This window comes from Acinetobacter bouvetii DSM 14964 = CIP 107468, from assembly GCF_000368865.1.
Classification (GTDB): domain Bacteria; phylum Pseudomonadota; class Gammaproteobacteria; order Pseudomonadales; family Moraxellaceae; genus Acinetobacter; species Acinetobacter bouvetii.
Genome location: NZ_KB849726.1, coordinates 315,937 through 341,676, shown reverse-complemented (window position 1 = coordinate 341,676; position 25,740 = coordinate 315,937). Strand labels below are relative to the sequence as shown.

The 25,740-nt window shown below is 44.4% G+C and carries 26 protein-coding genes, 2 tRNA genes and 1 pseudogene; 13 read left to right on the top strand and 16 right to left on the bottom strand.

Annotated features, from left to right (window positions below; translation table 11 throughout):
- Window positions 1–17: 17 nt before the first annotated feature.
- The gene (locus F941_RS04550) at window positions 18–473 is read right to left on the bottom strand and encodes a hypothetical protein (protein WP_005008342.1); all 456 of its coding nucleotides are present in this window, start codon (window positions 471–473) and stop codon (window positions 18–20) included.
- A 396-nt stretch (window positions 474–869) separates the two neighbouring features.
- On the opposite strand from F941_RS04550, the gene F941_RS16870 reads away from it, so the two are divergent.
- On the top strand, window positions 870–1,082 hold the full coding sequence (locus F941_RS16870) for a hypothetical protein (RefSeq protein ID WP_005008340.1): 213 nt from the start codon (window positions 870–872) through the stop codon (window positions 1,080–1,082).
- A 117-nt stretch (window positions 1,083–1,199) separates the two neighbouring features.
- Here the strand turns inward: F941_RS16870 and F941_RS04540 are convergent, their stop codons facing one another.
- Window positions 1,200–1,760 carry a 1-acyl-sn-glycerol-3-phosphate acyltransferase gene (locus F941_RS04540; protein WP_051065821.1) on the bottom strand — a complete coding sequence of 187 codons (561 nt, stop codon included), beginning with the start codon at window positions 1,758–1,760 and terminating at the stop codon, window positions 1,200–1,202.
- Window positions 1,761–2,055: 295 nt separating this feature from the next.
- On the opposite strand from F941_RS04540, the gene F941_RS04535 reads away from it, so the two are divergent.
- Entirely contained in the window at window positions 2,056–2,547 is a 492-nt protein-coding gene (locus tag F941_RS04535; RefSeq protein ID WP_005008336.1) for a copper resistance protein NlpE, read from the top strand.
- 229 nt (window positions 2,548–2,776) lie between these two features.
- The gene (locus tag F941_RS04530; RefSeq protein ID WP_005008334.1) at window positions 2,777–3,973 is read left to right on the top strand and encodes a hypothetical protein; all 1,197 of its coding nucleotides are present in this window, start codon (window positions 2,777–2,779) and stop codon (window positions 3,971–3,973) included.
- 62 nt (window positions 3,974–4,035) lie between these two features.
- Here the strand turns inward: F941_RS04530 and F941_RS04525 are convergent, their stop codons facing one another.
- The 5 genes from F941_RS04525 to F941_RS04505 form a co-directional block, all read right to left on the bottom strand.
- Entirely contained in the window at window positions 4,036–5,193 is a 1,158-nt protein-coding gene (locus F941_RS04525) for a helix-turn-helix transcriptional regulator (RefSeq protein ID WP_005008332.1), read from the bottom strand.
- Between the two features lie 144 nt (window positions 5,194–5,337).
- Entirely contained in the window at window positions 5,338–6,972 is a 1,635-nt protein-coding gene (gene groL / locus F941_RS04520; protein WP_005008330.1) for a chaperonin GroEL, read from the bottom strand.
- A gap of 67 nt (window positions 6,973–7,039) precedes the next feature.
- On the bottom strand, window positions 7,040–7,330 hold the full coding sequence (locus F941_RS04515) for a co-chaperone GroES (protein ID WP_005008328.1): 291 nt from the start codon (window positions 7,328–7,330) through the stop codon (window positions 7,040–7,042).
- Between the two features lie 199 nt (window positions 7,331–7,529).
- Window positions 7,530–8,300, bottom strand: a complete 771-nt coding sequence (locus F941_RS04510) for a metallophosphoesterase family protein (RefSeq protein ID WP_005008326.1) — start codon at window positions 8,298–8,300, stop codon at window positions 7,530–7,532.
- A complete protein-coding gene (locus tag F941_RS04505) occupies window positions 8,281–9,219 on the bottom strand; it encodes a diacylglycerol/lipid kinase family protein (RefSeq protein ID WP_005008324.1) in 939 nt (312 codons plus the stop codon). Before F941_RS04505 ends, F941_RS04510 begins: the two co-directional genes overlap by 20 nt.
- Before the next feature lie 412 nt (window positions 9,220–9,631).
- On the opposite strand from F941_RS04505, the gene F941_RS04500 reads away from it, so the two are divergent.
- Window positions 9,632–11,464 (top strand): phosphoenolpyruvate carboxykinase (GTP), encoded by a 1,833-nt coding sequence (locus F941_RS04500; RefSeq protein ID WP_005008321.1) that lies wholly within the window; start codon window positions 9,632–9,634, stop codon window positions 11,462–11,464.
- 106 nt (window positions 11,465–11,570) lie between these two features.
- Complete coding sequence (locus F941_RS04495) at window positions 11,571–11,939, top strand: hypothetical protein (RefSeq protein WP_005008319.1); 369 nt, start codon at window positions 11,571–11,573, stop codon at window positions 11,937–11,939.
- Window positions 11,940–12,045: 106 nt separating this feature from the next.
- Here the strand turns inward: F941_RS04495 and glpD are convergent, their stop codons facing one another.
- Window positions 12,046–13,578 (bottom strand): glycerol-3-phosphate dehydrogenase, encoded by a 1,533-nt coding sequence (glpD, locus tag F941_RS04490; protein WP_005008317.1) that lies wholly within the window; start codon window positions 13,576–13,578, stop codon window positions 12,046–12,048.
- A gap of 256 nt (window positions 13,579–13,834) precedes the next feature.
- Here glpD and F941_RS04485 point away from each other — a divergent pair, with 256 nt between their 5' ends.
- The 3 genes from F941_RS04485 to F941_RS04475 all read left to right on the top strand — a co-directional run bounded on the left by F941_RS04485 (window position 13,835) and on the right by F941_RS04475 (window position 17,314).
- Window positions 13,835–15,154: an MFS transporter gene (locus tag F941_RS04485; protein ID WP_018572421.1), complete on the top strand. Its 1,320-nt coding sequence runs from the start codon at window positions 13,835–13,837 to the stop codon at window positions 15,152–15,154.
- A gap of 236 nt (window positions 15,155–15,390) precedes the next feature.
- Window positions 15,391–16,722 (top strand): MFS transporter, encoded by a 1,332-nt coding sequence (locus F941_RS04480; RefSeq protein WP_018572420.1) that lies wholly within the window; start codon window positions 15,391–15,393, stop codon window positions 16,720–16,722.
- Window positions 16,723–16,882: 160 nt separating this feature from the next.
- On the top strand, window positions 16,883–17,314 hold the full coding sequence (locus F941_RS04475) for a hypothetical protein (protein ID WP_005008311.1): 432 nt from the start codon (window positions 16,883–16,885) through the stop codon (window positions 17,312–17,314).
- A 104-nt stretch (window positions 17,315–17,418) separates the two neighbouring features.
- Here the strand turns inward: F941_RS04475 and F941_RS04470 are convergent, their stop codons facing one another.
- On the bottom strand, window positions 17,419–18,087 hold the full coding sequence (locus F941_RS04470; protein ID WP_005008309.1) for a class I SAM-dependent methyltransferase: 669 nt from the start codon (window positions 18,085–18,087) through the stop codon (window positions 17,419–17,421).
- A gap of 167 nt (window positions 18,088–18,254) precedes the next feature.
- Window positions 18,255–19,103, bottom strand: a complete 849-nt coding sequence (folD, locus tag F941_RS04465) for a bifunctional methylenetetrahydrofolate dehydrogenase/methenyltetrahydrofolate cyclohydrolase FolD (protein WP_005008308.1) — start codon at window positions 19,101–19,103, stop codon at window positions 18,255–18,257.
- Between the two features lie 152 nt (window positions 19,104–19,255).
- Between folD and F941_RS04460 the strand changes: the two genes are divergently transcribed.
- Both F941_RS04460 and F941_RS04455 read left to right on the top strand, forming a co-directional pair.
- A tRNA-Cys gene (locus F941_RS04460) sits at window positions 19,256–19,329 on the top strand.
- A 14-nt stretch (window positions 19,330–19,343) separates the two neighbouring features.
- Window positions 19,344–19,429 (top strand) — tRNA-Leu (locus F941_RS04455).
- Window positions 19,430–19,569: 140 nt separating this feature from the next.
- Here the strand turns inward: F941_RS04455 and F941_RS16365 are convergent.
- The 3 genes and pseudogenes from F941_RS16365 to F941_RS04440 form a co-directional block, all read right to left on the bottom strand.
- Window positions 19,570–20,472 (bottom strand): annotated as a pseudogene (locus F941_RS16365) (helix-turn-helix transcriptional regulator).
- Window positions 20,473–20,618: 146 nt separating this feature from the next.
- Complete coding sequence (locus F941_RS04445) at window positions 20,619–20,816, bottom strand: hypothetical protein (protein WP_005008301.1); 198 nt, start codon at window positions 20,814–20,816, stop codon at window positions 20,619–20,621.
- Between the two features lie 234 nt (window positions 20,817–21,050).
- Window positions 21,051–22,043 (bottom strand): NAD(P)H-quinone oxidoreductase, encoded by a 993-nt coding sequence (locus F941_RS04440; protein ID WP_005008299.1) that lies wholly within the window; start codon window positions 22,041–22,043, stop codon window positions 21,051–21,053.
- Between the two features lie 131 nt (window positions 22,044–22,174).
- Between F941_RS04440 and F941_RS04435 the strand changes: the two genes are divergently transcribed.
- Both F941_RS04435 and F941_RS04430 read left to right on the top strand, forming a co-directional pair.
- Complete coding sequence (locus tag F941_RS04435; RefSeq protein ID WP_018572419.1) at window positions 22,175–22,630, top strand: N-acetyltransferase; 456 nt, start codon at window positions 22,175–22,177, stop codon at window positions 22,628–22,630.
- 77 nt (window positions 22,631–22,707) lie between these two features.
- Window positions 22,708–23,055 (top strand): thioredoxin family protein, encoded by a 348-nt coding sequence (locus F941_RS04430; protein ID WP_005008296.1) that lies wholly within the window; start codon window positions 22,708–22,710, stop codon window positions 23,053–23,055.
- 6 nt (window positions 23,056–23,061) lie between these two features.
- Here the strand turns inward: F941_RS04430 and F941_RS04425 are convergent, their stop codons facing one another.
- The 3 genes from F941_RS04425 to F941_RS04415 are packed head-to-tail and all read right to left on the bottom strand — an operon-like array spanning window position 23,062 to window position 24,183.
- Window positions 23,062–23,322, bottom strand: coding sequence for a DUF2798 domain-containing protein (locus F941_RS04425; RefSeq protein WP_005008292.1), 261 nt, complete (start codon window positions 23,320–23,322; stop codon window positions 23,062–23,064).
- The gene (locus F941_RS04420; protein ID WP_005008290.1) at window positions 23,315–23,656 is read right to left on the bottom strand and encodes a DUF3861 domain-containing protein; all 342 of its coding nucleotides are present in this window, start codon (window positions 23,654–23,656) and stop codon (window positions 23,315–23,317) included. The genes F941_RS04425 and F941_RS04420 overlap by 8 nt, the downstream gene beginning before the upstream one ends.
- Window positions 23,653–24,183 (bottom strand): PadR family transcriptional regulator, encoded by a 531-nt coding sequence (locus tag F941_RS04415; RefSeq protein WP_005008289.1) that lies wholly within the window; start codon window positions 24,181–24,183, stop codon window positions 23,653–23,655. The genes F941_RS04420 and F941_RS04415 overlap by 4 nt, the downstream gene beginning before the upstream one ends.
- Before the next feature lie 296 nt (window positions 24,184–24,479).
- On the opposite strand from F941_RS04415, the gene F941_RS04410 reads away from it, so the two are divergent.
- The gene (locus F941_RS04410; protein ID WP_026253298.1) at window positions 24,480–25,637 is read left to right on the top strand and encodes a sterol desaturase family protein; all 1,158 of its coding nucleotides are present in this window, start codon (window positions 24,480–24,482) and stop codon (window positions 25,635–25,637) included.
- Window positions 25,638–25,740 lie beyond the last annotated feature (103 nt).

The following is a 25,740-nucleotide window of genomic DNA, read 5'->3' as shown; positions in this document are numbered from 1 at the left end:
AATTCAGCGGCTCTTCCTTAAAACACCGCAGTCCAAAAGAAACGGATAATTTGCCCTCGGTCATAAGGAAAGTTCGAGAGATATTCATAGCCAATGCTGTGCTGAGAATTCAAGTTCAGCTTAACGCCATAGCCAAAAGAAATTCCAAAATCCTGCCAGCCTATATGTTCAGCATCCCCTAATAGCAACTTGTTTTGCGCGGCGCCCGTGTCATAAGCCGTATAATTATAAATTTCAAATACATCATTTTCAAAAAAAGCATGATGAAGCAAGCCATATTGCTGCTGCTCATTCGCCGTATTTAACGCTATTTTCCGCTGTTCCTGTTCAGTCAAATTTTCTAAGCTTTCATCCATCACAATCATGCCGTCAAGCATCTGGCTGAAGGATGCGCTTGCGCAAAGGCTGAGTGCAAAACCCATCAGCAGGATACGCAAGATGCCCCAATAATTCATACTGCACAAATCAAGCATGCAAAATCATTCTTAAAAAACCAAGTCAATTAAATCACTTATATAAAAAAGCCAAAGGCATGTCTATCTTGCAGCAAAGTATTTTGTCCAGAATAAATACAGCCCCCTTTCTTCCTGCAAGATGCATTGCACTAATATGCATCTTTTGGCGCAGCCGTCACGCGCCCTGACTGAATATAATTTATGCATTTAAAACACTTCGATGCTAACAAGCCGCCTAAAAATTCATACAATACTGGCCCTCAATGCATCACTATATTTTAAATTATGAAATCGCTCGCCATATTTGCCACAGCTGTTGTCTTGGCAGGCTGCTCGATTAGCGCTTCGCGCGACATAAAAAAAGCAGAAAAGCTGCTGAACAGCTTTCATTGCAGCAATATTGAAAGTAGCCAAATGGCTCACTCCCCGATCACCAGCTACCATGAACAGTTGCTGCACAGCGCAAAGCAAAAAGCGGAAAATTATATTGAAAGCTATAAGAATGGCGAAACGCTTTTTGATATTCCCTTAAGCGCCGTTGTTGAACAGCAGTATGCTATTTACAAAGATGCATGCCAAAATCTCGGCGGCATCTCGCAAGAGCCCGAACAGGAAAACACGCCATAATGCCAAGGTAAATCCGATGCCTATGGACTGAATGGAAACTTTCAATCCATCAAAAAGCCGGCAACTTTGCCGGCTTTTTTACTGCTGTTTTAGGTCAGCAGCAATTGGATCACATCTCTATTGCTCAGCAGCTGAATAATAGCGGCCGTCTACGCTGAAGTCCTCAGGGAACTTAGGGCTGATTTGCGCATAAAACTGCATAATTTCAGCCATGTCTTTTTCATAATCCCCTGTCGGATAAACAATTTTACCCACACCGGTCTTTTTCTTTTCATAGTCCATATATGCCAAAGCAATAGGTACGCCCGCATTGCAAGCCACATGATAAAAACCTGTTTTCCACTTTTCCTGCTTTGAACGGGTGCCTTCAGGGGTCACCAGCATGACCAGCTCAGCATGATCCTTAAACAGATTAGTCATCACATCGACCATGCTCAAGCGCTGCTCACCCGCGGCTTTGGGACTGCGGTCAATGCCGATGCCGCCCATTGCGCGGACAAATGGCCCAAGAGGGAATTTCATATAACTGTCTTTAATCGTGATGCGGACATTCACCCCAAGCGCTTTCAATGCCAAGCGTGCATAAAGCGCATCCCAATTGCTGGTATGCGGCGCAGCAATCATGACACATTGCGCCAAATCCAGCGGCCAATGGTTATCAATTTCCCAACCCATCATATTCAGGCTTTTTTCTGCAAATTTTTCAAACACGCGCTGTACCGTATACACTTTGATCAGGCGCAAATTCTAACGGCAATAAATAATTAAACCAGCCCACATTGATCAATTATCACCCAATTAATATATAAATGTATAAATAATTAAACTTCCTGCTTTCCGCCAGATGCACAAAGAACAATACTATTTAAGTAATTTTAAGTTTAATTTAAGTAGCGGTTTACAATAAGCTCATTTTTTTATTCGGCCTATTGTTTAAATTTAGGCCCATGCATAACAAAAGAAAGGAAAACTTGTGAAAAAACTCGTCTTTATCTTCGCCTTAAGCAGTTTCGCATTGACCGCATGCTCTAAACCCGAAAATAAGCCGGTTCAGGAATCTGCTCAAACAGCGCCGCAAGAATCGGCTCAAACAGCTGAAAGCACTGCCGCATCCCAACCGCTGGCGGCTGGCGACACGGCAGAGACCTCCCTTGATTGGGCGGGAGAATACAAAGGAGTCTTCCCTTGCGCGGACTGTGAAGGCATCAAAATGGAGCTGGAATTAAAGTCAGATAAAACCTATGAATTAACAGAGGAATACCTGGGCAAAGGGGCTGGAAAAGAGTTCAAAAGCAAAGGGACTTTCAGTTTTGATACAAAAAATCCATCCATCATCACTTTAGACAAGGCCGCTGAAAACCGTAAATTCTTCATTGGTGAAAACTTTGCAGAAGCCAGAGATATGGAAACAGGCGAAGCAATTGACAGCCAGCTCAACTATAAACTCACCAAAGAGGCAAACTAAGCGCTCAATATCAGGCCATTAAAGACATGCTGCACGGCGGGTTCATTCATCGCCGTCTGCATAAAAAAACCAAGGCAGACGCAAATATCTGGCCCTGCACCCCAGCTAAAAAATAAATATCTTTTTCTCCTCATTTGTGGATATTCAAAGCCGCAAAACGCCCCATAAGATTAGCTTGCACAATAAAACATAAAATCGCTTTATAGCTCAAAACAACTTGGGGAACATCATGAAAAAGACTCTATTGGCAATCAGCTTGTCCTGTTTATTAGCAGCCTGCGGCAGCGATTCTTCAGATGACAGCAGCAATCCGCCTTCTTCCAGCCTAAAAACAGGTGTATTGACCGATGGCCCTGTCAGCAATGTCCGCTATGAAACCAGCAGCGGTGTTAAAGGCAGCACCAATGCGAAAGGTGAATTTCAATACAACTCTGGAGATTCTGTCACATTTTATCTGGGGGATATAAAACTCGGCAGCGTTGCTGCGCAAGCGCATATCACACCCATTGAACTGTCCGCAGATGAAGGCGTTCGCACCAATCTGCTAATCCTGCTACAGTCTTTAGATTCAGATCATGACCACAGCAACGGCATCACGATCAGCGATGCTGTGATTGCTGCGCTGAAAGACAAAACCATTAACTTAAGCTTGCCGACAGCATCGTTTGTACAGGATGCAACCCTGCTGCAAGTGCTGCAGAATTCGGGCTTAACCTTAGTTTCTGAAGACACCGCTAAAAGCAATTTTTTTAACAGCTTTATTCAAGACAGCACTGGCGCATGGCTGTATGAAGATAAAGCCAATAATATTAAAGTGGTGCTGTATATCGAAGGCAAAGTGCCGAATTCCAGCGATTTGAACGTCTTTAATTTCACATTCGGGCAAATTGGCGCTGCTGACGACTCCGGCCAATCAGGCATTGAAAAAGGCCAATTAAGCTGGAACGCCGTTAACGGCAATTTAAGCCGAACACAGGACTTTGAAGTTGATACCAATGGCGAATGGGGATTCTCCAATCCTTCAGCAGCCGCCAGCTTACAGTACGGTCCAACAGCAGATACTTTAGTCTTTAAAGAAGGCGATCAAAGCTTTAGTTTTAAACGAGTGAACAATACATCAGGCAGCCTAGCCGGTTCTTGGCAGTCTGACAGTCAGCTTGCCACATTCTTTAGCGACGGCTCTTATATTCATATAGAAACTGCAGGAAACGACTGCAGCTCACCCGGCATTGAATCTGGCACTTATACAGCAGCCAATGGCAGTCTGAAGGCTGCAGGTTTTGCATATGACACGAATGGCTGTGCTGGACTGGTCGATTCTTCCTATAATCCGCCAAGCTTAGATACATTCAGCTATGTGATTAATGGATCGACTGCCGCAATTCAGTATGAAAATGAAGATCCGCAGATTTTCACACGGTTTTAAGCTTAATCTATTTTTTGTTTGATTCCAGCTTGCATTTGAGCCTTGGCTTGCCAAGGCCTTTTTTAGTAAACATGCTCAAAATGAATGGTCATGCCCATTAATTTATGCAGCAATTCAGTCTGAGAACAGCAATGCATTTTGGCATAAATATTCTTGACATAGGTTCTGACTGAATTCATGGTTAAACTGCAGTTCTCTGCAATTTTTTCTAAATTTAAGCCATTTACAAACAGCTCGCATATTTCGCATTCCCTTGCAGAGAGCGCATAAACCTCCTTTAAAAAAGGCACTGCCAAGGCATAGCGCTGTTCCATATCAGAAATAGACAGCACGACATAATTCAACTCCTGATCGGCTAAATTTGCCAAACTGTTCATGCTGCTGAACGGTGTTGCAGTGACCATAAACTGCTGCCCTTCAGCATTTTCCAGTGCAAGCACGCCGCCAATGTCCCTGTTTTTGTATTTATGATCAGCCTGAGCCGCCTGAACCAGCTGCTCAAACTTCTTTTGATAAGGCTTAGCCACGCAAATTTTATTGTGCTGATCAAACTCAAAAATCTTATTCTGTTCCATCAGCTGCTGTGCGCGGTTATTTGAATAATAAAACCGGCTGTATTCATCAATTAAAATAATGCCGACTTTAATCGTATCCAGCATCTTGTATAAATTGCGGTTTTCAATTCTGGCAAAACTGAGCTGCTTGTGAATCTGAAGCGCTCTGCGGATATGTACGCCGATACGCTTTAAAAAATCCAATTCCTCTTGCTGAAAAACCGGCTCATTCGCTGAACGGTGTACGCCAAGAACAGCACTGCGGTATTCCCCTTGATCCAAAAGCACTCCTGCGATGTAGCAGATGCCGGTGGCTTTCAGGCACTTTTCATAAAAACTGCCTTCATCCTGATCCGGCAGTTCAGCATAACGGGGGAAATTCTGATGGATGACGTCTCCAATACCCATCTGTTTCCAAAGCGGCATGTACTGCCGCATATCAATCAGCTTTCCGTGCTCATTTTGATAATCATCTATTCCCGCATGGGGAATGTTCCAAGTATGCACAAAATTAGAATTGGGATTCAGCTGGTCAAGCGCTGTCAATATAGCTGTCTTGCTGTGGGTATATTCAACAATTTGACCGATGACTCCAGGCCAAAGCGAGGCATCCAATCCTGCATCATAGACTGATCCAATGATTGCATTTTCAACGTCTGAATTCATTAAATATCCCTTAAAATACTTAAGCCTTTCTAAATAATATAGTGATCTGAACCAAAGTCAAAATTGCAGTCTTTATCAAATAATAAAGATAAAAAAATCCCCGCAAATTGCGGGGATTTTTTCAGATCGGATGATCAGTATGAATTACATCATGCCGCCCATACCGCCCATGCCGCCCATATCAGGCATTGCAGGCTTGTCTTCTGGAATATCAGTAATCATACATTCAGTTGTCAACATTAAACCTGCTACAGATGCAGCATGCTCAAGTGCAGAACGCGTTACTTTAGCAGGGTCAAGAATACCCATTTCCAGCATGTCGCCGTACTCAGAAGTTGCCGCGTTATAACCGAAGTTGCCTTCGCCATTTTTTACCGCGTTGATCACAACTGAAGGCTCATCACCCGCATTGGCAACGATTTGACGAAGCGGCGCTTCAATCGCGCGGCGAAGGATATTGATACCTACGTTTTGATCGTCATTCGCACCATTTACGCCGTCAAGCGCAGCTGCAGCGCGTACCAGTGCAACACCGCCACCAGCAACCACACCTTCTTCAACCGCAGCACGTGTTGCATGCAGCGCATCGTCTACGCGGTCTTTCTTCTCTTTCATTTCAACTTCAGTCGCTGCGCCAATTTTGATCACAGCTACACCGCCGGCCAATTTAGCAACACGTTCTTGAAGTTTTTCTTTGTCGTATTCAGAAGATGATTCTTCAATTTGCGCACGGATCTGAGTGACACGTTCAGCAATTTGAGCCGCATCGCCAGCACCGTCAACAATCACAGTATTTTCTTTAGACACAGTGATTTTGTGCGCAGTACCTAAGTCTTGAAGAGAAGCTTGCTCTAAAGTCATGCCGACTTCTTCAGAAATTACAGTCGCGCCAGTCAAGATTGCGATATCTTGCAGCATTGCTTTACGGCGGTCACCAAAACCAGGCGCTTTCACTGCACATACTTTGATAATGCCGCGCATGTTGTTCACTACAAGCGTAGCCAATGCTTCGCCTTCCACATCTTCTGCGATGATTAAAAGCGGCTTGCCTGTTTTAGCTACAGCTTCAAGCACAGTAATCAATTCACGGATGTTGCTGATTTTTTTATCAACTAGAAGAACAAATGGATTTTCAAGTTCTGCAGTTAAAGTATCTTGCTTGTTTGCGAAATATGGAGAGATGTAGCCACGGTCAAACTGCATACCTTCAACAACGTCCAAAGCATCTTCAAAGCCTGAACCTTCTTCAACGGTAATCACGCCTTCTTTACCTACGCGCTCCATTGCCTGAGCAATGAGTTTACCTACAGTTTCATCAGAGTTTGCAGAAATTGAACCGACTTGTTCAATCGCTTTGGTGTCAGAAGCAGGTTTTGCTGTTGCTTTAATTTCAGCAACCAATGCTTTAACTGCAAGGTCAATACCGCGCTTCAAGTCCATTGGGTTCATGCCCGCAGTCACTGACTTGATGCCTTCGTTTAGAATTGCTTGAGCCAATACAGTTGCAGTTGTTGTACCGTCACCCGCGATGTCATTAGTTTTAGAAGATACTTCACGAACCAATTGAGCGCCCATGTTCTCAAATTTGTCTTTTAGAGAAATTTCTTTCGCAACCGTTACGCCATCTTTAGTGATGTGCGGCGCGCCGAAAGAACGGTCGATCACCACGTTGCGGCCTTTCGGGCCTAAAGTTACTTTTACAGCATCTGCAAGCACGTTTACGCCTGCAATCATTTTAGAACGAGCTGAATCACCGAATTTTACGTCTTTAGCTGACATGCTAAACTCCAAATATTCTTAAATTTTAATCAATTGTATTGCTTAAACAGCAAAAGAATGTTCTGAATTAACCTTCAAGAACCGCTAAAATATCAGATTCTTTCATTACAAGAAGTTCTTCACCTTCAACTTTCACTTTAGTGCCTGCATATGCACCAAACAGTACATTGTCGCCTACTTTCACGTCTAAAGCGCGAACGCCATTGTCTGTTACTTTGCCGTTGCCAACTGCAATGATTTCACCTTGAGCTGGCTGTTCAGCCGCAGAAGTACTCAAGATTAAACCACCCGCGGTTTTAGTTTCTTTTTCAACACGGCGGATAACAACGTTGTCATGTAAAGGACGAATCTTGCTCATTTCTAACTCCATAGACATTTGCATTAATGTCATTGATTACAATGTGAAGATGACTTCTTATTCCTGGGTCATCGACAAAATTTTGATATGACACTTTTGTGGGGATGGAAAAAAACGCTTCAAGGGCAAAATTAAAAAATATTTTTAAATTCGCTTTCTTTTTATTCAGATTCCATCCGCTTCAAGCTTCTCAGGCCAATCAACGCCTGATCTGGCTGGTTAAAAACAGCTGAGATGTCTGATCAAAATAGTAGGGCGCGACATCACCCTGCAGGTCAATCGCATTAAAGCTATTCGGCAAACCACCATGCAGCCGGTAAGACGTTGCTGTTCCTGCATGAATATCCAATACTGGGTGCTGCGCGCCTAAATGATAAATTTGATTTAAATCATAGACTGCAAACTGATGCAGATGGCCGTGCAGCAAACCATATAAACCGCTTTTACTCCATGTTTCCAAAGCCATGCGCCCCAGCAGCGGACAATCATGAATGCCATGCAGATCATCTGGCGCAGTATAAAATGGCTGATGGGCTACGATAATTTTCAGTTTATGTTCAGGCGCCTGACGCAGCTTAGCGTCAATCAATTGAATTTGTTCTAACGAGATATGCCCGCGGGTATGGTAGCGGCGCCGGATACTGTTTACCCCCACAATATAAAAATGTTCCGTTTCCAAAGTCTCTTCCAGATTGCCAAAAAACAGCTGATAACGGGCAAAAGGACTGAATATGCGGTTCCATACATGATACAGCGGAATATCATGATTGCCCGGCACCGCCAGATAAGGCAAATTCAAGCTGTCCAAAAATTGCTTACAGGCGAAAAACTGCCGATAGCGCGCACGCTGAGTTAAGTCACCGCTGATGACCACGGCTTCCGGCTTGTGCTCGCGGCAAAACTGCTGAAGGGCATCAATACAGCCTTGCCGTTCTGTGCCGAAATGTAAATCAGACAGATGCAGCAGCATGCGGCACCCTGATCTTTAATGCATTTTTTTTGACACTGATGTGAAGCGGCGGCTTCATTTCGACAATTTCACCATCCAAGGCAACCGTCAGTTTTTTTCGCGCAGCATGAATCACCACATGATCGGCATCAAAACTGTAGACATCAGGTGCTTGCTCTAAACTGCCTTTCATTAACTGCCAGAGCATTTTAAACAGCGTCCATTTATCACTTTTCGCGACAACCACACCCGCTACCCGCCCTTGCGCCGCGCTTTCTGCGATTTTGAGATTTAAATCCGCCAGCTGCAGCTGATTATTGCCAAAAAAGATCAGCGGTGTTTTGACTGGATATTTCACGCCATCCACCTCAATTTGCAGCTTTAACTCTTCACGGTCACGAATCAGCACATCCAAGCCGGATGTATATGCATTAAGAGGAAAACGGCCAAGATAGCGGTTATACAATTCACGTTTTTGAATAAAGAGCGGATACAAGCCAAGACTGGCATTATTCAGATAAATTTGATCATTCATTAATGCCGTATGCACCAAGCGCTCTTCGCCCTCCCCAATCACTCTTGCCGCTTCTAAAAGGTCCAGAGGAATGCCTAAAACCCGCGCTACATAATTAAAAGTGCCTAAAGGCAAGATTCCCATAGGCACTGCTGTTTTCATTAAGTAACCCGCGACCGAATTCAGCGTTCCATCACCGCCAGCCGCCACCACAATTCCTAAACGTCCGCGCTCCTGATGCCGCTGCAGCACTTGCTGCATCAAAGCTGCAAAACTGGAAAACCGGCTCATTTCAAAGGATTGAATTTCATAGCCATAAGCGGTCAGTAGCCGAATAAGCTCTTCATAAATTTCATCTTTATTGACTGCATGAAAACCGGAGTTCCGATTATAAATAATCGACAGCGGCTGCGTTTGATTTGACATTTTTTATGCATTTTTAAAGCTGTTATTCTAATTTTGTCGAATTTATCAGCGGTTAACTGTTCCTTTATGTAAAATTCGAATTACCGCCATTTATTTAATCAATAATAATTCTCAAATAAAACCAAATATCAAATCATTGTTTTTTAACAAAATTAATATAATGAATAATCCTCATAAATTATATAAATGTATTAAAAATCACACCAAAAAATAAGCAAATTATTGTTTATAAAAGAAATTAAATCTAAATACCATAATATTCCAAAATAAATCCACCCCATCTTTAGTCTTATTTTTTTTATGAAATTATGCTTTAATAGCGCCACTTTTTTTCATATTTCATCTGCGCAATGTACCCCGTTGCCCAGATTAGACTTTGTACAGTTTGTACATATTTGAGATAGGCCTCACCATGACCCAAGTGAACGCACCAGAATTCGTTCGTCACCCTAAGCTTATTGCTTGGGTGGAAGAAATTGCAAAATTAACGAAACCAGCGAAAATTGAATGGTGTGACGGCAGCGAAGAAGAAAATCAACGTTATATCGACTTGATGATCGCTAACGGCACTATGCAAGCGCTTAACCAAGAAAAACATCCTGGTTCTTATCTTGCTAATTCTGATCCTTCTGACGTTGCTCGTGTGGAAGGCCGTACATACATTTGTTCAGAAAAGCAGGAAGATGCAGGCGCAACAAACAACTGGGAAGCTCCAGCTGAAATGCGCACCCGCCTGAACGGCTTATTTGACGGCGCAATGAAAGGCCGCACTTTGTACGTTGTTCCTTTTTCTATGGGTCCTTTAGGCTCTCATATTGCGCACATCGGCATCGAACTCACTGACTCTCCTTACGTTGCTGTCAGCATGCGCAAAATGGCGCGCATGGGCAAAGCAGTTTATGATGTATTAGGCACCGACGGCGACTTCATTCCTTGCGTGCACACAGTGGGCGCACCGCTGGAAGAAGGTCAAAAAGACGTGGCATGGCCTTGCAACCCTGAAAAATACATCGTGCACTACCCAGAAACCCGCGAAATCTGGTCTTACGGTTCTGGTTACGGCGGCAACGCATTATTGGGTAAAAAATGCCTTGCTTTACGTATTGCCTCTTCTATGGGCCGTCAACAAGGCTGGTTAGCGGAACATATGCTGATCCTTGGCGTGACAAACCCTCAAGGCGAAAAACACTACATCGCAGCGGCCTTCCCTTCTGCTTGCGGTAAAACCAACTTCGCCATGCTGATTCCGCCAGCAGGCTATGAAGGCTGGAAAATCGAAACTGTTGGTGATGACATTGCTTGGATCAAACCAGGTGAAGACGGCCGTCTATATGCGATTAACCCAGAAGCTGGTTTCTTTGGTGTTGCACCTGGTACAAACACTAAAACTAACCCGAACTGTATGGCTACATTGACGAAAGATGTCATCTATACCAACGTTGCTGTAACAGACAACGGTGAAGTTTGGTGGGAAGGCCTGACTAAAGAAGCGCCTGCCAACCTGACCAACTGGAAAGGCCAGCCGCATGTTGCTGGTGAAAAAGCCGCGCATCCAAATGCCCGCTTCACAGTTGCTGCCGGCCAATGCCCTTCTATCGATGCTGACTGGGAAAATCCAGCAGGCGTGCCAATTTCAGCATTCATCTTCGGCGGCCGCCGTGCAGACACAGTGCCTCTAATTTCAGAAGCATTTGACTGGGTAGACGGTGTTTACAAAGCTGCAACTATGGGCTCTGAAACTACTGCAGCAGCTGTTGGCCAACAAGGTATCGTTCGCCGTGACCCATTCGCAATGCTTCCATTTGCGGGCTACAACATGGCGGATTACTTCTCTCACTGGCTAGAGCTTGGTGAAGAGGTTGCTGCTAAAGCAGAAGCTGCAGGCAACAAACTTCCAGGCATCTACAACGTGAACTGGTTCCGCCGTGATGCTGAAGGCAACTTCGTATGGCCTGGTTTCGGTCAAAACATGCGTGTTCTTGAATGGATCATTGACCGCTGTGAAGGCCGTGCGACTGCAATTGATACTCCAATTGGCCGCGTTCCAACGTATGAACAATTGAACTGGACTGGTTCTGACTTCACAAAAGAACAATTTGATCTTGTCACTGCACAAGACAAAGACCAGTGGATCAAAGAGCTTGAAAGCCACACTGAGCTGTTCAACAAACTTGGCGACCGTTTGCCAAAAGCGCTTAAAGCCCGTCAAGATGAGCTTTTAGAAGCTGTTAAAAAATCTGCTTAATTCTTTTTAGATTAAGTTAAAAAAAGACCGCGCAAGCGGTCTTTTTTTAATCTACTTATAATTTTAAAACTTTATAACTCAACAAAAATTTATCAAGGGGTAATTCATGCTAAAAAAACTCACACTCACAATTGGTCTACTGGGCTTATCAAGCCTTGCCATGGCTCAAACAGAAGCCGCAGCAACTCAGCCAGCACTTCACGTTTGCGCAATCAAAGGCACACCCGATTCAACTCAATTTGAAATCAAAAAGCGCATCAAAGTCGCTAAAGGCACTTACGGCAGCGTGGTTGAACTTTATCCGCGTTTTGCAGAACGCGCACATCAAGTCGGCGGCAATGTGGTCATCAACTACAATGCCAGCCAACGTTTTGGTTTTTGGCCTTGGCGCTTTGTCCGCCCAGTGGTTTGGGGAACAGCTGTAAAATGGAAAACGCCTGTCGACTGCAAAGCACTGGGCGGTGTAGAGATTTAATCTCCGCCATGCCAAATAAAAGCCGCACATTTGATTGCGGCTTTTTTGAAAGGAAATTGATTCCAGCTTATCAAAATCAAAGCATGGTTATGTGTAATTGCTGGGGTTAAGCGGCGTCTTCCTGCGCACGGCGCTGATGCAATGCCTGCAAATATTGATCAAGCTGCAGAAACTCATCCGCAGAGAATTCCAAATACAGTTTGGTTCGGCGTTTTAAAATATCTTCCGCGCTGACAGCCCACTCACATTCAACCAAATAATCCACTTCCTGTGCATACAGCCCATGACCAAAATCCTGCCCCAGTTCATGCACAGATGCCGCCTGCTGAATAAATTTCCAGATCCGCGTCCCATATGCATGCACCCAGCGCATAGCAAGCTCAGCCGACACGCCGCTGACTTTATCTTGAATTTGGGCAGCCAAATCTTCAGCTGAACTGAAATTTTCCGCACCGGGCAAAGCCGACGATGCTGTCCACATTTTTTTCATTTCAGGAAAAAATGCCTGCACATGCCCCATGGCTGATTCCGCAAGCTTTCGGTAGGTTGTCAATTTACCGCCAAACACAGAAAGCAGCGGCGCTCCGTCACTTTTTGGACTCAAAGCAAGTGTATAGTCGCGCGTCACTGCCGAGGGATTATCTGATTCATCATCACACAATGGGCGAACGCCAGAAAACGTGCTAATGATATCTTTACGGCTCAGCTGCGTCTTAAAGTGATCGTTGGATGCGTCCAGCAAATACGCTATTTCTTCATCGGTAATTTCAACACTGTCTGGATCGCCCAGATATTCTTTGTCTGTGGTGCCGATTAATGTGTATTTATTTAAATACGGAATCGCAAACACAATGCGCTGATCATCATTTTGCAGGATATACGCTTTTTGCCCGTCATACAGCTTCGGGACAATTAAATGGCTGCCTTGTATCAGGCGGATGCCATAAGGCGCGTTCAGATGCAAATCCTGCTGAATAAACTCAGCCACCCACGGCCCAGCAGCATTTACCAGCACTTTGGCCTGTATTTGATAAGCGCCCTGTTCTTTTTCCAATTCAATTTGCCAAACATTCTGCACCGCATTCAACTGCACTCTTTTCGCCCCAAGGCACCGCGTGCGGGTGACAGCCTTTGCGCCCAGTTCCCGCGCCTGCATCACATTCAGCACCACCAGCCGCGCATCATCCACAGCACAATCCGAATACTCAAAACCGCGGGTTATTTCAGCGTTCAAAGGGCTGTTGACAGCCTGAAAATCAACTAAATTCGACCCGGCCAAAGTTTCCCGCTTCCCCAAGTGGTCGTAGAAAAACAATCCTGTTCGAATAAGCCAAGCAGGCCGTAAATGCGGCTGATGCGGCATGATAAAACGCATGGGATGAATAATATGCGGCGCTTTCTTCAGCAACACCTCCCGCTCCGCCAGCGCTTCACGCACCAGCCGAAATTCTTTATGCTCTAAATAGCGCAAACCGCCGTGAATCAGTTTGGAACTGGCTGAAGATGTGTGTGAGGCCCAATCATCTTTTTCGCATAAAAACACTGACAGCCCCCGTCCAGCGGCATCCGCGGCAATTCCCGCGCCATTGATGCCTCCGCCAATTACTGCAATATCATAGAGGATGTGATTATCATTCATATGCGCCTCCTTCAGCAGCAGTATTTTTTATTCTTTGGCGCTCACGCGGCCATTCTTGTGATCAAGCTCCCAACATAACAAAAACTCACCGTAAACGGTACGAAATCTTTGCCTGCCAGCCTGTTTATTTAGGTGAAAATTATTTCAAATCATAACTGCCGTAGCCAAAACGCAAAGTACACTTTATATACAAATTGTTTATTTTGTTTACATTTCATTCAATTTTGAAGCATAAGATAAAGAAACAGAATAAAAAATGGATTTCATCATGACTGAAGAAATGGCAGTACAGCCTAATTTAGACACCAAAACACGGGTTAAATCCATTCTTGGCGGTTCTGCAGGCAACTTGGTGGAATGGTATGACTGGTATATCTACGCAGCATTCACCCTGTATTTTGCCCACGCTTTTTTCCCCAAAGGCAGTCAAACTGCACAATTGCTGCAAGCCGCAGCCATTTTTGCTGTCGGCTTCCTCATGCGGCCGATTGGCGCATGGATTATGGGGATTTATTCAGACAAAAAAGGACGAAAATCAGGCTTAACATTGTCTGTTACCCTCATGTGCATAGGCTCACTTTTAATTGCGGTATCGCCCACGCATGACCAAATCGGGGTCTTTGCCCCGATTATCCTTGTGGTTGCACGGCTCATTCAAGGCCTCAGCGTCGGCGGCGAATACGGCGCCAGCGCCACCTATTTAAGTGAAATGGCTGACCGGAACCGGCGCGGATTTTTTTCCAGCTTCCAGTATGTCACCTTAATTGCAGGCCAGCTTACCGCACTGTGTGTCCTGCTGATTCTGCAATGGCTGCTGACCGAGGAACAGCTGCACGACTGGGGCTGGCGCATCCCCTTCTTTATTGGCGCCTGCTTAGCCATTGTGGTCTTCCGCATCCGGCGCGGACTCATGGAAACGCAATCCTTTAAAAATGCCCAAAATGAAAAGAACCTGCCCGAATCCGGCCTCTTCACCTTGTTTAAGCACTATCCGAAAGAAGCCTTTACCGTTCTGTTTTTAACCGCCGGCGGTACATTGGCTTTCTACACCTACACCACCTATCTGCAAAAATATCTGGTAAATACATCCGGGTTCAGCAAACCCGCCGCCACGCAAATTACCACACTGGCCTTATTTATCTTTATGTGCCTGCAGCCTGCCGCCGGCGCACTGTCCGACAAAATTGGCCGCAAGCCGATCATGATCGCTTTTGGCGTCTTAGGCGTCCTCTTTACCTATGTCTTATTTGATGCCCTGGCCAATACGCAAGACTACTGGACAGCCTTCTGGCTATGCTTAGCCGGCTTAATCATAGTCACTGGCTATACATCGATTAATGCCGTAGTAAAAGCGGAAATGTTTCCTGCGCATATCCGCGCACTTGGCGTTGCATTGCCCTACGCACTGGCGAATACCCTATTTGGCGGGACTGCAGAATTCTTCGCGCTGAGCTTTAAAGAAGCCGGACATGAATCATGGTTCTTTATTTACGTCACCATTATGATTTTCATTTCACTGCTGGTATACATCTTCATGAAAGACACCAAGCATCATTCGCAAATTAAAGAGCATTAATTTCAACCCAATCCAAAAACCTCTCAGTTGAGAGGTTTTTCAGTTTTGCTTAACAGTTCACACAATAAAAACAGTACAACTGTTCAGTTACAACCCTATTATTAGACTAAAGTCTCATGATTTTATACGTGAAAAAGCGTATAAATTGCAAAATATAATTCCATCTCCCATTTTCATAAAATATATGTATTTAAGTTTTACACAGAACTTAAATGGATATGTTTTGCCTTCATTCTATGGAGAATGTTGTGTCAAACACGCCCACTCAAACTGTACCAGAGCAGTTTGACCGAAAAACTCGTGTCAAATCTATCCTTGGCGGCTCTGCCGGCAATCTAGTCGAATGGTATGACTGGTATGTCTATGCGGCATTTACCTTATACTTTGCACCGAAATTTTTTCCAGAAGGCGACAGCACTGTAAAATTGCTACAAGCCGCTGCTGTATTTGCGCTCGGCTTTCTGATGCGTCCAATTGGCGCATGGATTATGGGAATTTACGCAGACCGGAAAGGCCGTAAAGCAGGCTTAACCGTTTCAGTGTCATTAATGTGCATCGGATCTCTGATGATTGCCTGCGCGCCCACCTACGATTCAGTGGGCATGCTTGCTCCCGCAATCCTGCTGTTCGCCCGCCTGATTCAAGGCTTGAGCGTCGGCGGAGAATATGGCTCCAGTGCAACCTATCTTACTGAGATGGCAGGAAAAAATCATCGCGGCTTCTTCTCCAGCTTCCAGTATGTCACTTTAATTTCAGGCCAATTGCTCGCGCTTTGCGTCTTGATTATTCTGCAGCGCACCTTATCTGAGCAGGCGCTTGGCGACTGGGGCTGGCGTATTCCTTTCTTCATTGGCGCCTTGCTGGCCATTGTCGTGTTCTGGATCCGCCGCGGCTTAGTCGAAACGCAGTCATCAAAAGAAGCGCAGGAACAGGCCAAAAACGGCGGTCCAAAATCTAGCGCTTTGGCTTTATTCACTAAATATCCTAAACAGGCATTTACAGTGATTATGCTGACTGCCGGCGGTACTTTAGCCTTCAACACATTCACAACCTATCTGCAAAAATACTTAGTGAATACGTCTGGCTTTGAAAAAACCACTGCAACAGAAATTACGACGGCAGCCATTTTCATCTTCATGTTAATCCAGCCTGCTGTTGGCGCACTGTCCGATAAAGTTGGCCGCAAACCGATTATGATTGCCTTTGGCGTACTGGGCGTGCTGTTCACTGTGCCAATCTTTAATGCATTGGGCGGCACAACCGATGCAATGACTGCATTCTTCCTGTGCATGAGCGCAATGGTGATTGTGACTGGCTATACAGCGATTAATGCCGTAGTGAAAGCCGAACTGTTCCCTCCGCATATCCGCGCTTTGGGTGTTGCCCTGCCTTATGCAATCGCCAATACCGTTTTTGGCGGCACCGCGGAACTTGTTGCATTGAGCTTCAAAAATGCAGGTCATGAAAATTACTTCTTCTACTACATTACCTTCATGATTGGCTTGTCATTAATCACTTATATCTTTATGAAAGACACCAAAAAGCACAGCATGATTACGGATAATTAAGTTGATCCATAAAAAAAAGACCCTCGAATTCTGATGATGCGAGGGTCTTTTTTTTATGCTGTCAGCAACTGCCCAGCGGTTGAAAAATCCAGCAAATTCCACATCGAGAAAACAGCGGGCTTATGGCATACTAAAAAGATAACAACATAGGCAGATGCACATGAAAATCATATATAAGACTTTAGCTTTAGGTTTGACGGCAATCACTTTAACTGCATGCCAGAGCGCTCCACGCGCGTATAACGGGCAGTCAGGCTATCAAATTGAAAGCCAAACTGCAGATTCCGCCACTTTGGCCTACACTTTGGCTGGCCGTCAAAACCAGCAGCTGGATGCCAACAAATTACAGCGCGCCTGCCAAAAAGTACTGGGAATCAATAAAACCTTTAAGCTTAACATCTTGAGCATTAATGAAATTGCGAACCCAGCCGCCGCCCAAACAGAACAATTTGGCCGTCAAATTGGCAATAGCCGCGCCAGTTTTGGCTTATCCAACACGCCCGACCTGCGCAACTCCGATAATTTAGGCGCTCAGCAAGCTTTGGATGCCCGCCCTGCGACGTTGCGTGTGGTTCGCTACACCTGCTCTTAATCAGCCTGCTGCGCATCAACATGCTTAACATAGAGCAATGTTCTAAATAGGCAAATTTTTATGCAAAAAATAAGACGCTCGAAGCGTCTTATTTTATTCAATTTTTATAATGTTTTATAAAAACTCACATTACGGAATTCTGGCGACTCATCTAAATCGGGCCAGGTTGTTGCGCTGCGCTCATCCAGCTTTTCATACTTGGGATGGCTGAAATTTTTCACCCGGCTGTCTGCCACCCAAACTTCTGGCGCAAACTTTAAAAACTCATCCAAGAAAAATCGGTTGCATTGGTCATACAGCACATCTGCCGCCAGTAAAATATCGACTTGCTCAGCTTTATACAGATCATCCAGATATTCCAGCTTTACATCATTCAGATCCGCATTGGCGCGGCAGGCATCCAAACTGACTTGATCAATGTCGCAGCAGATCACCCGTTTTGCCCCTGCCATTTTCGCCGCAATAGCCACCACGCCTGAACCAGCGCCAAAATCCAGCACGACTTTATCTTTGACATGATGCGGCTCTGCCAGCAGCCACTGCGCCATCGCAAGGCCTGACGCCCAGCAGAAGATCCAATACGGCGTATCATTCCAGATGCGGCGAATGACCTCATCATCCAGTTTATCGGTTGGGAATACCGGCGGAATTAGCCACAAAGAAATCGGGGTTTCAGGCAATTGCTGTGCATGCAATTCACAGTGTGGAATCACATCATGCAAGGCTTTGAGAAGATGTTCAGGCGCTTTAGGGAATTGAAAAGTACAGCTCATTGGAATTTTATTTTTCGAATATGCAGAATTTTAGTGTCATAAAAGCCTAAATTAAGATTGGAAGTTCCCTCTCCTTTTTAAAGGAGAGGGTTAGGGAGAGGATTATTTATAAAAAAGCACCCTCATCCTAGCCTTCTCCCTGAGGGAGAAGGAACATCCCAATGAAATTAACCCAAAGCTTTCTCAGCAGCTTCAACCGTTTGACGAATCAGCGTGGTAATGGTCATTGGACCTACGCCGCCTGGAACTGGCGTATAGGCTGAAGCAACTTCTTCAATGCCTGCCAATTGAATATCGCCCACACCGCCGCCATCACGCGGATGGAAACCGGCATCAACCACTACTGCGCCTTGCTTGATCCAATCTTTTTGAATCAATTCCGCTTTACCGACCGCACCCACAATAATGTCTGCTTGCTTCACAAAGCTTGCTAAATCTTGCGTACGCGAGTGGCAAATGGTCACGGTCGCATTTGCTTCAAGCAGCATAGCCGCCATTGGCTTGCCCAAAATAGCTGAACGGCCAACAACTACCGCATGCTTGCCTGCAATTTCGATATTGTTTTCTTTCAGAATGGTCATGATGCCTGCAGGTGTCGCAGAACCATAGGCAGCTTCACCCATCGCCATACGGCCAAAGCCAAGGCAAGTAACGCCGTCTACGTCTTTTGCTAAAGAAATCGCATCAAAACAAGCGCGCTCATCAATTTGAGCAGGGACCGGATGCTGCAGCAAAATACCGTGCACGTCTGGATTGGCATTCAATTTTTCAATTTCAGCCAGCAATTGTTCAGTGGTGGTGTCTTTACCCAATTCAACTTTTAAAGAATCCATACCAACACGGCGGCAAGCGTTGCCTTTCATACGAACATAAGTTGCAGATGCACCATCATCTCCGACCAAAATAGTCGCAAGAATTGGGGTACGTCCTGATTTTGCTTTTAACGCTTCTACGCGAGTCAACAAATCAGCTTCAATTTGTTTTGCCAATGCACGACCATCTAAAACTAATGCCACGGCACATCTCCAAGTGTTGATATGAATCAATTTTGCACATAATACATGATTATTTTAAATATTTTCCGCTATATGCTGTTTTTATGCGCATACGAATGAATCCACTATTGTTTTTTTTTCAGAGCTTGATAATATACGCATCAACAAGACGTGGCGGGGTGGCAGAGTGGTCATGCAGCGGACTGCAACTCCGTGTACGCCGGTTCGATTCCGACCTCCGCCTCCAATCTTGTTAAAAATGCCCGAGTGGTGAAATCGGTAGACACAGGGGATTTAAAATCCCCCGCCCACAAAGCGTGCCAGTTCGAGTCTGGCCTCGGGCACCATTTTAATACTTCTTAAAATGGTGCAATAAAATTTCCAGCTTAGGCTGGTTTTTTTATGCCTAGAATTCCATGCTCTACAATTAAACCTAAAATAAAAAGAGAGCGCATGGCCCTCTTTATAAAAATAAAATTGATTTAAATCAAACCACTGGCAACAAATACTGCTGTAAATCCTGTTCCATTTTTTGTTGAAAATGCGCCGGCTGAATGATTTTAATATAAGGAATCCAAAACCGAACCAGCGGTAAAAGCTGCATCTCATGCCGGATTTGGCAACGAATCAGTAAAGTGCCTGCGGCATCTTCTTGTTCAATACTCTGTTCTGGAAATAAATGCCGCTGCTTAAAATACAAGGCTACTTCAGGCCGGACAGACACCAGCACTTCTTGTTTATGCTTTCCAAACCAGATCCCTTCATCTTCCTCAAGCTGCATTAAAATTTCAGGATCATGTGCAAACTGCATGGCCTAATGCTGTGTAACCTGATCAATTTTACTTAAACGATAAGCGCGGAGCTCCCCATCACATGAGGCAGCCAAATACCAATTTCCCTGATAGTGAATTAAGCGGTATGGCTGCACAAGCCTTAAGATGGAATTGTAAATAAAACTGATATGCTTACGTTGATGGATGGCCTCTGCAAGCACCTGAAAATGGGCAGCAAATTGCCCTGCATTTTCAAAATAATAGCCTTTGGCAGAAAAAACCTGGCTGGCGCGCTCGTCCAGCAGTCCACGCAAAAAGGACATATCCAAAGATGGATAAAGCTCACTGATTCCAGAGAGCTGGGCAAAGTTTTGAATATCCTGCAGCTTAAAACGCCCCAGATACACGGGATCCAAAAAGTACTTTTTGCTGCTTTCATCTTGAAGCAGCGGCAAATAGGTATTGAGGCGATCAAAGTCCCGCTCTACCGTCCGCGTGCTGACCTGAAATTCATGTGCCAGTTCTGCCACTCCCAATTGATATCCAGTATTTAATTTAGTCAAAATATTCGCTAAACGCTCCGCAAGGCGTTCATGTGTTGAAGCTTTACGCTTCATATTGCCCTCGCTGCACAATCAATGCTGTGCCTTTTATTTATAGTTGAATACCTAAGCATTACATTCAATATAAGCAACTGAAAAATATTAAGTAAAAAAATAACTGTTCAGCTTTCAAGCGATGTCATGTTTTATTAAAAAAGCAGTCACTGTTTTTTTGATTTCTTCTTTAGGGCAGTTTTCTGATGCGCTAAACGTTCAATATAGCGCTCCAAATGAATTAAAGCTTTATACATTTTATGTAAATCATCACGCAAAATGTAATTATAAATAACTGCCTTATGCAAGCGTTTGAGCGCACGGAAACCATGCGCAGGTGTATATGATGTCGATAAAATTTTCATGACAACCCTCTTTTCTGTTTTATTTTTCATTTAAAACCACGTAAATTTGTCAGGTTTAAATTCAGCTCCAAATGTACACCTCGTTTTTGACAGGTTGTGTCGAACAGTTGTCACTTTTTTAATCTTTGTTAAATTATTTTCATTTTTTCAGTACATTATTTTTATTTTTTGGACAAATTTAGACAAAAGAAAAGCCGACATGATGTCGGCTCTGCTTTCTATATAATAGAAATATTACAAGATTGTTACCACAACTTTCCCCACATGCTCTCCTGTATCCAGGCTTGCATGCGCATCTTGAATTTGGTCAAAGTTGAAGGTTTTATAGATCATTGGCAAACATTCACCTTTTGCCCATAACGGTACAACATGCGATTGCAAGCCTTGCGCAATTTCGGCTTTTTCTGCAGTACTGCGCGCGCGCATGGTTGAACCTGTGATCGTGAGGCGCTTCATCATAATTTGACCGAGCTTCACCTCTTTGGCTTTTGCGCCGCCTAAGAACGCGATATACACCAAGCGGCCATCACGGCGCAGTAAATTCAGATTCTTTTCTAAATACGGCGCGCCCACCATATCCAGCACCACGTCTACACCGCCATCACTGGTCGCCTCATTAATCACGTGTTCAAAATCTTGTGTCTTATAATTAATAGCTGTGGTTAGGTCTGAAATCGCTGCGGCTTTTTCATCCGAACCGACCGTTGCAAAAGTTTTAAGACCCAATGATTTGCACAGCATCAGCGCTGTCGTGCCAATGCCGCTGGCGCCGCCGTGCACCAATACAGTCTCACCTGCTTTGGCATGCGCCATTTGGAACACATTCGCCCAGACCGTAAAGAAGGTTTCCGGAATAGCGGCTGCTTGTGCAAAACTGACATTTTCAGGAATGCTGATGGTTTGGCTTTCAGGCACCACACAATATTCTGCATAACCGCCGCCATTGGTTAAACCGCAGACTTTATCGCCGGCTTTAAATAAAGTAACATCTTCACCGACAGCAACCACTTCACCCGCCACTTCCAAGCCCGGCACCGGCGTTACCCCTTTAGGCATTGGATACAAACCCTGACGCTGCAAAATGTCTGGACGGTTAATGCCAAAGGCATGCACTTTGACCAAGACTTCATCTGCTTTTGCGGCAGGTACGGCTACCGTTTCATAAGCGAGTTTATCGACACCGCCCGGCTCTGTAATAATGACTTGCTGCATGGTTTCCTGTGACATCTTATTTCCTTTTCAATTCTTGACTATTCATCTATCCAGGGCCTATTTGAACATATAAACCGAGCAGAATGAATCACTCTGAACTTATGTATAATCCCCATACTATTCATTCAGATGATACAGCGCTAAAAATGACAGTCATACGACCTGCGCAAGCTCAAGATATCCCCGCTATGCTGCAAATTTGGCTGGATTCCTCCCTGCTGGCGCATGATTTTATTCCAGCAGACTATTGGCAAAGTCAGCTCGTTTCCATGCAGCAGACCTACCTGCCCTTGGCTGAAAATTTTATTATTGAAGACCATGCTGCAGTTCTCGGTTTTGCCTCTTTGCTGCGGGATGTCTCTTACCTCGCCGCGTTGTTCATTGCGCCGCATGCGCAAGGCCGCGGCTTAGGCACTCGGTTGCTGCACGCGCTGCAGCAGCAATGCGATGCCCTTTACTTAGACGTTTATTCGGAAAATCAATCTGCTGTGCACTTCTATCAATCTCATGGGTTTTGCATAACCGGTGAAAGCACGGATGAACATACGGGACATCTCGAATACCGTATGGCATGGTCAAAACACTCTACGCCAAAAAATTAAACTTAGCTTATAATCGTTCTTCTGGATGCAGAATAGCGATTTATGCCGTCTCAACTTTACGGCATAAGGAGATAGCAATGTCTGCAGTTATCGCATACAGCGAAGACAATTACAGTGAATTTGAATGGTTTGATGGTGTTGCCGTCATTCGTTTCTATGCGGACTGGTGCGCGCCTTGCATACAGAATTTTCCTGTATTCGAGCAATGCGCGACGCAAATATCAGCACAGCGTAACAATGTTAAATTTGGCAAAGTAAATGTCGATCAATCACCCATTTTGACTTTGCGCTATAACGTCTACGGATTGCCTTCAACATTAATTTTTTACCGCGGGCAAGTTATAAAACGTATTGCTGGCGTGAAAACACTGACTGAACTTCAGGCCATGGTTGAGCATGTGATCCAAGAACACGCTGTTCGCTAGTTCAAACTATTTTGCAGAGGACTCTGGCGGCATTTGCACAAACTGCATCAGCAATTTACGCACCAATGGCAAGACAATCAGAATCAATGGAAAGGCCATCATCCACGACATGCTCCACGCATGCAGCCAAAGACCTAAAAAGCCATCAATCAACCCCTTATTCAAGAGCATGTTGAAGCATGAGATTGAGCCGCTCATGATGCCTGACAGAATCAGGGGCATCAGCCAAGTCATATGCTTGGGATGAAATTTTGGGAGATTATGCATGATTTTCACCCTGTTCTAATGCTGCCTGTTGAGCATTTTGTGTTTTAACGGTTTGTTTCAATGCCTTCATAAACTGCGAAAAATGCGGCATGAATTCTTTAAACAAAGGAATGTCTTTATTTTCCAGCAAAGTTTCACCAAACAGTTTCAGTCCAACAGCAAAAGCTTTGGTCTTTTCTTCATCCAATATGTTGGCCTTGCTGAGATGCTCTAAGACTTTAAAAATGTCATCATGGTTATAAGCATTGAACTGCAAGGCTTCTGTATAAGCAGATGGATTGCCTTGCGCATCAGCCATGTGTTTTACCGTCACTTCATATTGATGCTGTTTCATTGAGTCACCTCCATACGGCTGATTTCGACTGCCGCCTGATCTATTTTTTCTGCAATGGCAAACACTTGTTCTGGTGTCAGTTCGCAGTGCTGAATTTTGATGCGCAATGCGGCTTTCAGGTTTTCCATCGCGCGTTTGATGTCGACGTATTGTTCGTTGTTATGAATTTGCTTGCGGGTATCAAAACGGCACAGAATTTTCTTTACCGTTGCATGTTCTGCTTCGAGGTGCTGCATGCCAATTTGAGTAATGCTGTACTGTTTGCGCTCATCTGTGTTGAGTTCTGCGTGTATATACTGCTGTTCTTCTAAATAGTTTAAGGTTGGGTAAATCGTGCCAGTACTGGGGCTGTAACCGCCGCCGACCACTGCGCCGACATCTTTGATAATGTCGTAACTGAACTTAGGCGCTTGTGAGATCAGATGCAGCACCAGCAGTTTCATATGCCCGGCTTCAAACAGGCGTTTGCGCGGAGCTGAAGCTTGCTCTAAACCAGCAAGAAGTTCTGAATCAATGGCTTTAGACATAGTTAAGATACAACATACTGCAACTAAGATATATCTTAATAATATCTTTATCTGATTAAAGATGCAATACTGATTACAAAATCATCCTCCTTTTAAAAATATTGAATGCTGAAAACCGCTCAGCAATAAGCATGCGTAGCGGCAAACTGGCATCCTTTATGATCAGGCGCAGATGGATGGGCATAAGAAAAAATCGCTTCAAAGCTGCGAAAACTGTCAGTTTTGTATATAATTCAGGCATGCATTTAAAGTGTATTGATAACAAAGCCAATAACTCAATAGAAAGAATAAAAACAATGACCGACCATCTTAGAAGCAAATTTGAAAATCTTGAGCTCAACGCAGGTCATGGGAAAGTCAGCGCGTTTATGTCGATGTCCCTAGGACTCCTCAGCATCTGTGCAGCGCTCTGCTTTTTATTTCCCAGTGTTTTAACTACCCCAGAACTTCGGCCTTTATACAGCAGGCACTATGAGGTATTTTATTACTGCCTGTTGGCCGGTATTTTCATTGGTGCGGGTTTTGGCGCCTACAGCGCCATTATTAAGCAAAACAGATATGGTTTTTATGGGCTGTGTTTTTCTTTAATTGCCGTGGTTTTAGGCTGCGGCTTAATTCAAGCGCCAGCTCTGCCTGCATTGCCCTTTTATGCAGGCTTTGACTATTTTGTAATTACGCTCATTATTCTGGGTACGGTGTTTATACCGCTAGAAGGCTTTTTCGCTAAGAATAAAGATCAAAAGCTGTTGCGTGTGGGCTGGGTGACCGACATGAAATATTTTATGTTCAGCCATGTGGGAATTCAGCTGTTTTCGTTTTTAACCGTGATGCCTATTCAATACTGGATCACACATTTACCGCATAATCCGATTGTGCCTTATGTGCAGGCCCAGCCGATTTGGCTGCAGTTTATAGAACTGCTGATTGTGGTGGATTTCACCACTTATTGGCTGCACCGCGCCATGCATGAGGTGAATTTTCTGTGGCGTTTTCATGCCATTCACCATTCTAGTGAACATATGGACTGGCTGGCATCTTCGCGTTTGCATATTGTAGAAGTGATTATGACGCGCTTTATAGCCACTCTGCCTATTTTCCTTTTAGGCTTTCATACCTCTGCGGTGTTTGCTTATTTGGTGTTTATTTCCTTTCACGCCATTTTTATTCATTCGAATGTGCGCTTTCGCTTTCCGTATTTGCGCTGGCTTATTGCGACACCTGAATTTCACCATTGGCATCATTCTTCAGAAAAGCCTGCGATTGATAAAAATTATGCTGCCTTTATACCGCTTTACGATGTGGTGTTTAAGTCCGTATATATGCCGAATCATTTGGCGAGTATTTACGGCACAGTCGGCTATAAAATTCCCAATAGTTTTGTGAAGCAGTTTACTTGGCCGTTTAAGCGTTATGTAAATAAGCTGAAAAAGCGCTTTGGAAAAGATTCTGTTTGAGTGGAGTTTTGTAGCGCCTTTAATATCTGCAAAAATCTCAAAACCAGACATAATAAGGATATATCTTAATATTAATTAAAATATATCTTAATGTGCAATAGGT

Coding starts and splice junctions, on each gene's coding strand:
- F941_RS04510 (WP_005008326.1), bottom strand. CDS start 8,300: ATGCTGCTGCATCTGTCTGATTTACATTTCGGCACAGAACGGCAAGGC.
- F941_RS04470 (WP_005008309.1), bottom strand. CDS start 18,087: ATGAGCTGTACTTTTCAATTCCCTAAAGCGCCTGAACATCTTCTCAAA.
- F941_RS04435 (WP_018572419.1), top strand. CDS start 22,175: ATGACAGTCATACGACCTGCGCAAGCTCAAGATATCCCCGCTATGCTG.
- F941_RS16870 (WP_005008340.1), top strand. CDS start 870: ATGGCTCACTCCCCGATCACCAGCTACCATGAACAGTTGCTGCACAGC.
- F941_RS04550 (WP_005008342.1), bottom strand. CDS start 473: ATGCTTGATTTGTGCAGTATGAATTATTGGGGCATCTTGCGTATCCTG.
- F941_RS04505 (WP_005008324.1), bottom strand. CDS start 9,219: ATGTCAAATCAAACGCAGCCGCTGTCGATTATTTATAATCGGAACTCC.
- F941_RS04440 (WP_005008299.1), bottom strand. CDS start 22,043: ATGTCACAGGAAACCATGCAGCAAGTCATTATTACAGAGCCGGGCGGT.
- F941_RS04480 (WP_018572420.1), top strand. CDS start 15,391: ATGGAGAATGTTGTGTCAAACACGCCCACTCAAACTGTACCAGAGCAG.
- F941_RS04415 (WP_005008289.1), bottom strand. CDS start 24,183: ATGTCTAAAGCCATTGATTCAGAACTTCTTGCTGGTTTAGAGCAAGCT.
- groL (WP_005008330.1), bottom strand. CDS start 6,972: ATGTCAGCTAAAGACGTAAAATTCGGTGATTCAGCTCGTTCTAAAATG.
- F941_RS04530 (WP_005008334.1), top strand. CDS start 2,777: ATGAAAAAGACTCTATTGGCAATCAGCTTGTCCTGTTTATTAGCAGCC.
- F941_RS04515 (WP_005008328.1), bottom strand. CDS start 7,330: ATGAGCAAGATTCGTCCTTTACATGACAACGTTGTTATCCGCCGTGTT.
- F941_RS04425 (WP_005008292.1), bottom strand. CDS start 23,322: ATGCATAATCTCCCAAAATTTCATCCCAAGCATATGACTTGGCTGATG.
- F941_RS04430 (WP_005008296.1), top strand. CDS start 22,708: ATGTCTGCAGTTATCGCATACAGCGAAGACAATTACAGTGAATTTGAA.
- F941_RS04500 (WP_005008321.1), top strand. CDS start 9,632: ATGACCCAAGTGAACGCACCAGAATTCGTTCGTCACCCTAAGCTTATT.
- F941_RS04495 (WP_005008319.1), top strand. CDS start 11,571: ATGCTAAAAAAACTCACACTCACAATTGGTCTACTGGGCTTATCAAGC.
- F941_RS04410 (WP_026253298.1), top strand. CDS start 24,480: ATGACCGACCATCTTAGAAGCAAATTTGAAAATCTTGAGCTCAACGCA.
- F941_RS04475 (WP_005008311.1), top strand. CDS start 16,883: ATGAAAATCATATATAAGACTTTAGCTTTAGGTTTGACGGCAATCACT.
- F941_RS04485 (WP_018572421.1), top strand. CDS start 13,835: ATGGATTTCATCATGACTGAAGAAATGGCAGTACAGCCTAATTTAGAC.
- glpD (WP_005008317.1), bottom strand. CDS start 13,578: ATGAATGATAATCACATCCTCTATGATATTGCAGTAATTGGCGGAGGC.
- F941_RS04420 (WP_005008290.1), bottom strand. CDS start 23,656: ATGAAACAGCATCAATATGAAGTGACGGTAAAACACATGGCTGATGCG.
- F941_RS04445 (WP_005008301.1), bottom strand. CDS start 20,816: ATGAAAATTTTATCGACATCATATACACCTGCGCATGGTTTCCGTGCG.
- F941_RS04540 (WP_051065821.1), bottom strand. CDS start 1,760: ATGATGGGTTGGGAAATTGATAACCATTGGCCGCTGGATTTGGCGCAA.
- F941_RS04525 (WP_005008332.1), bottom strand. CDS start 5,193: ATGAATTCAGACGTTGAAAATGCAATCATTGGATCAGTCTATGATGCA.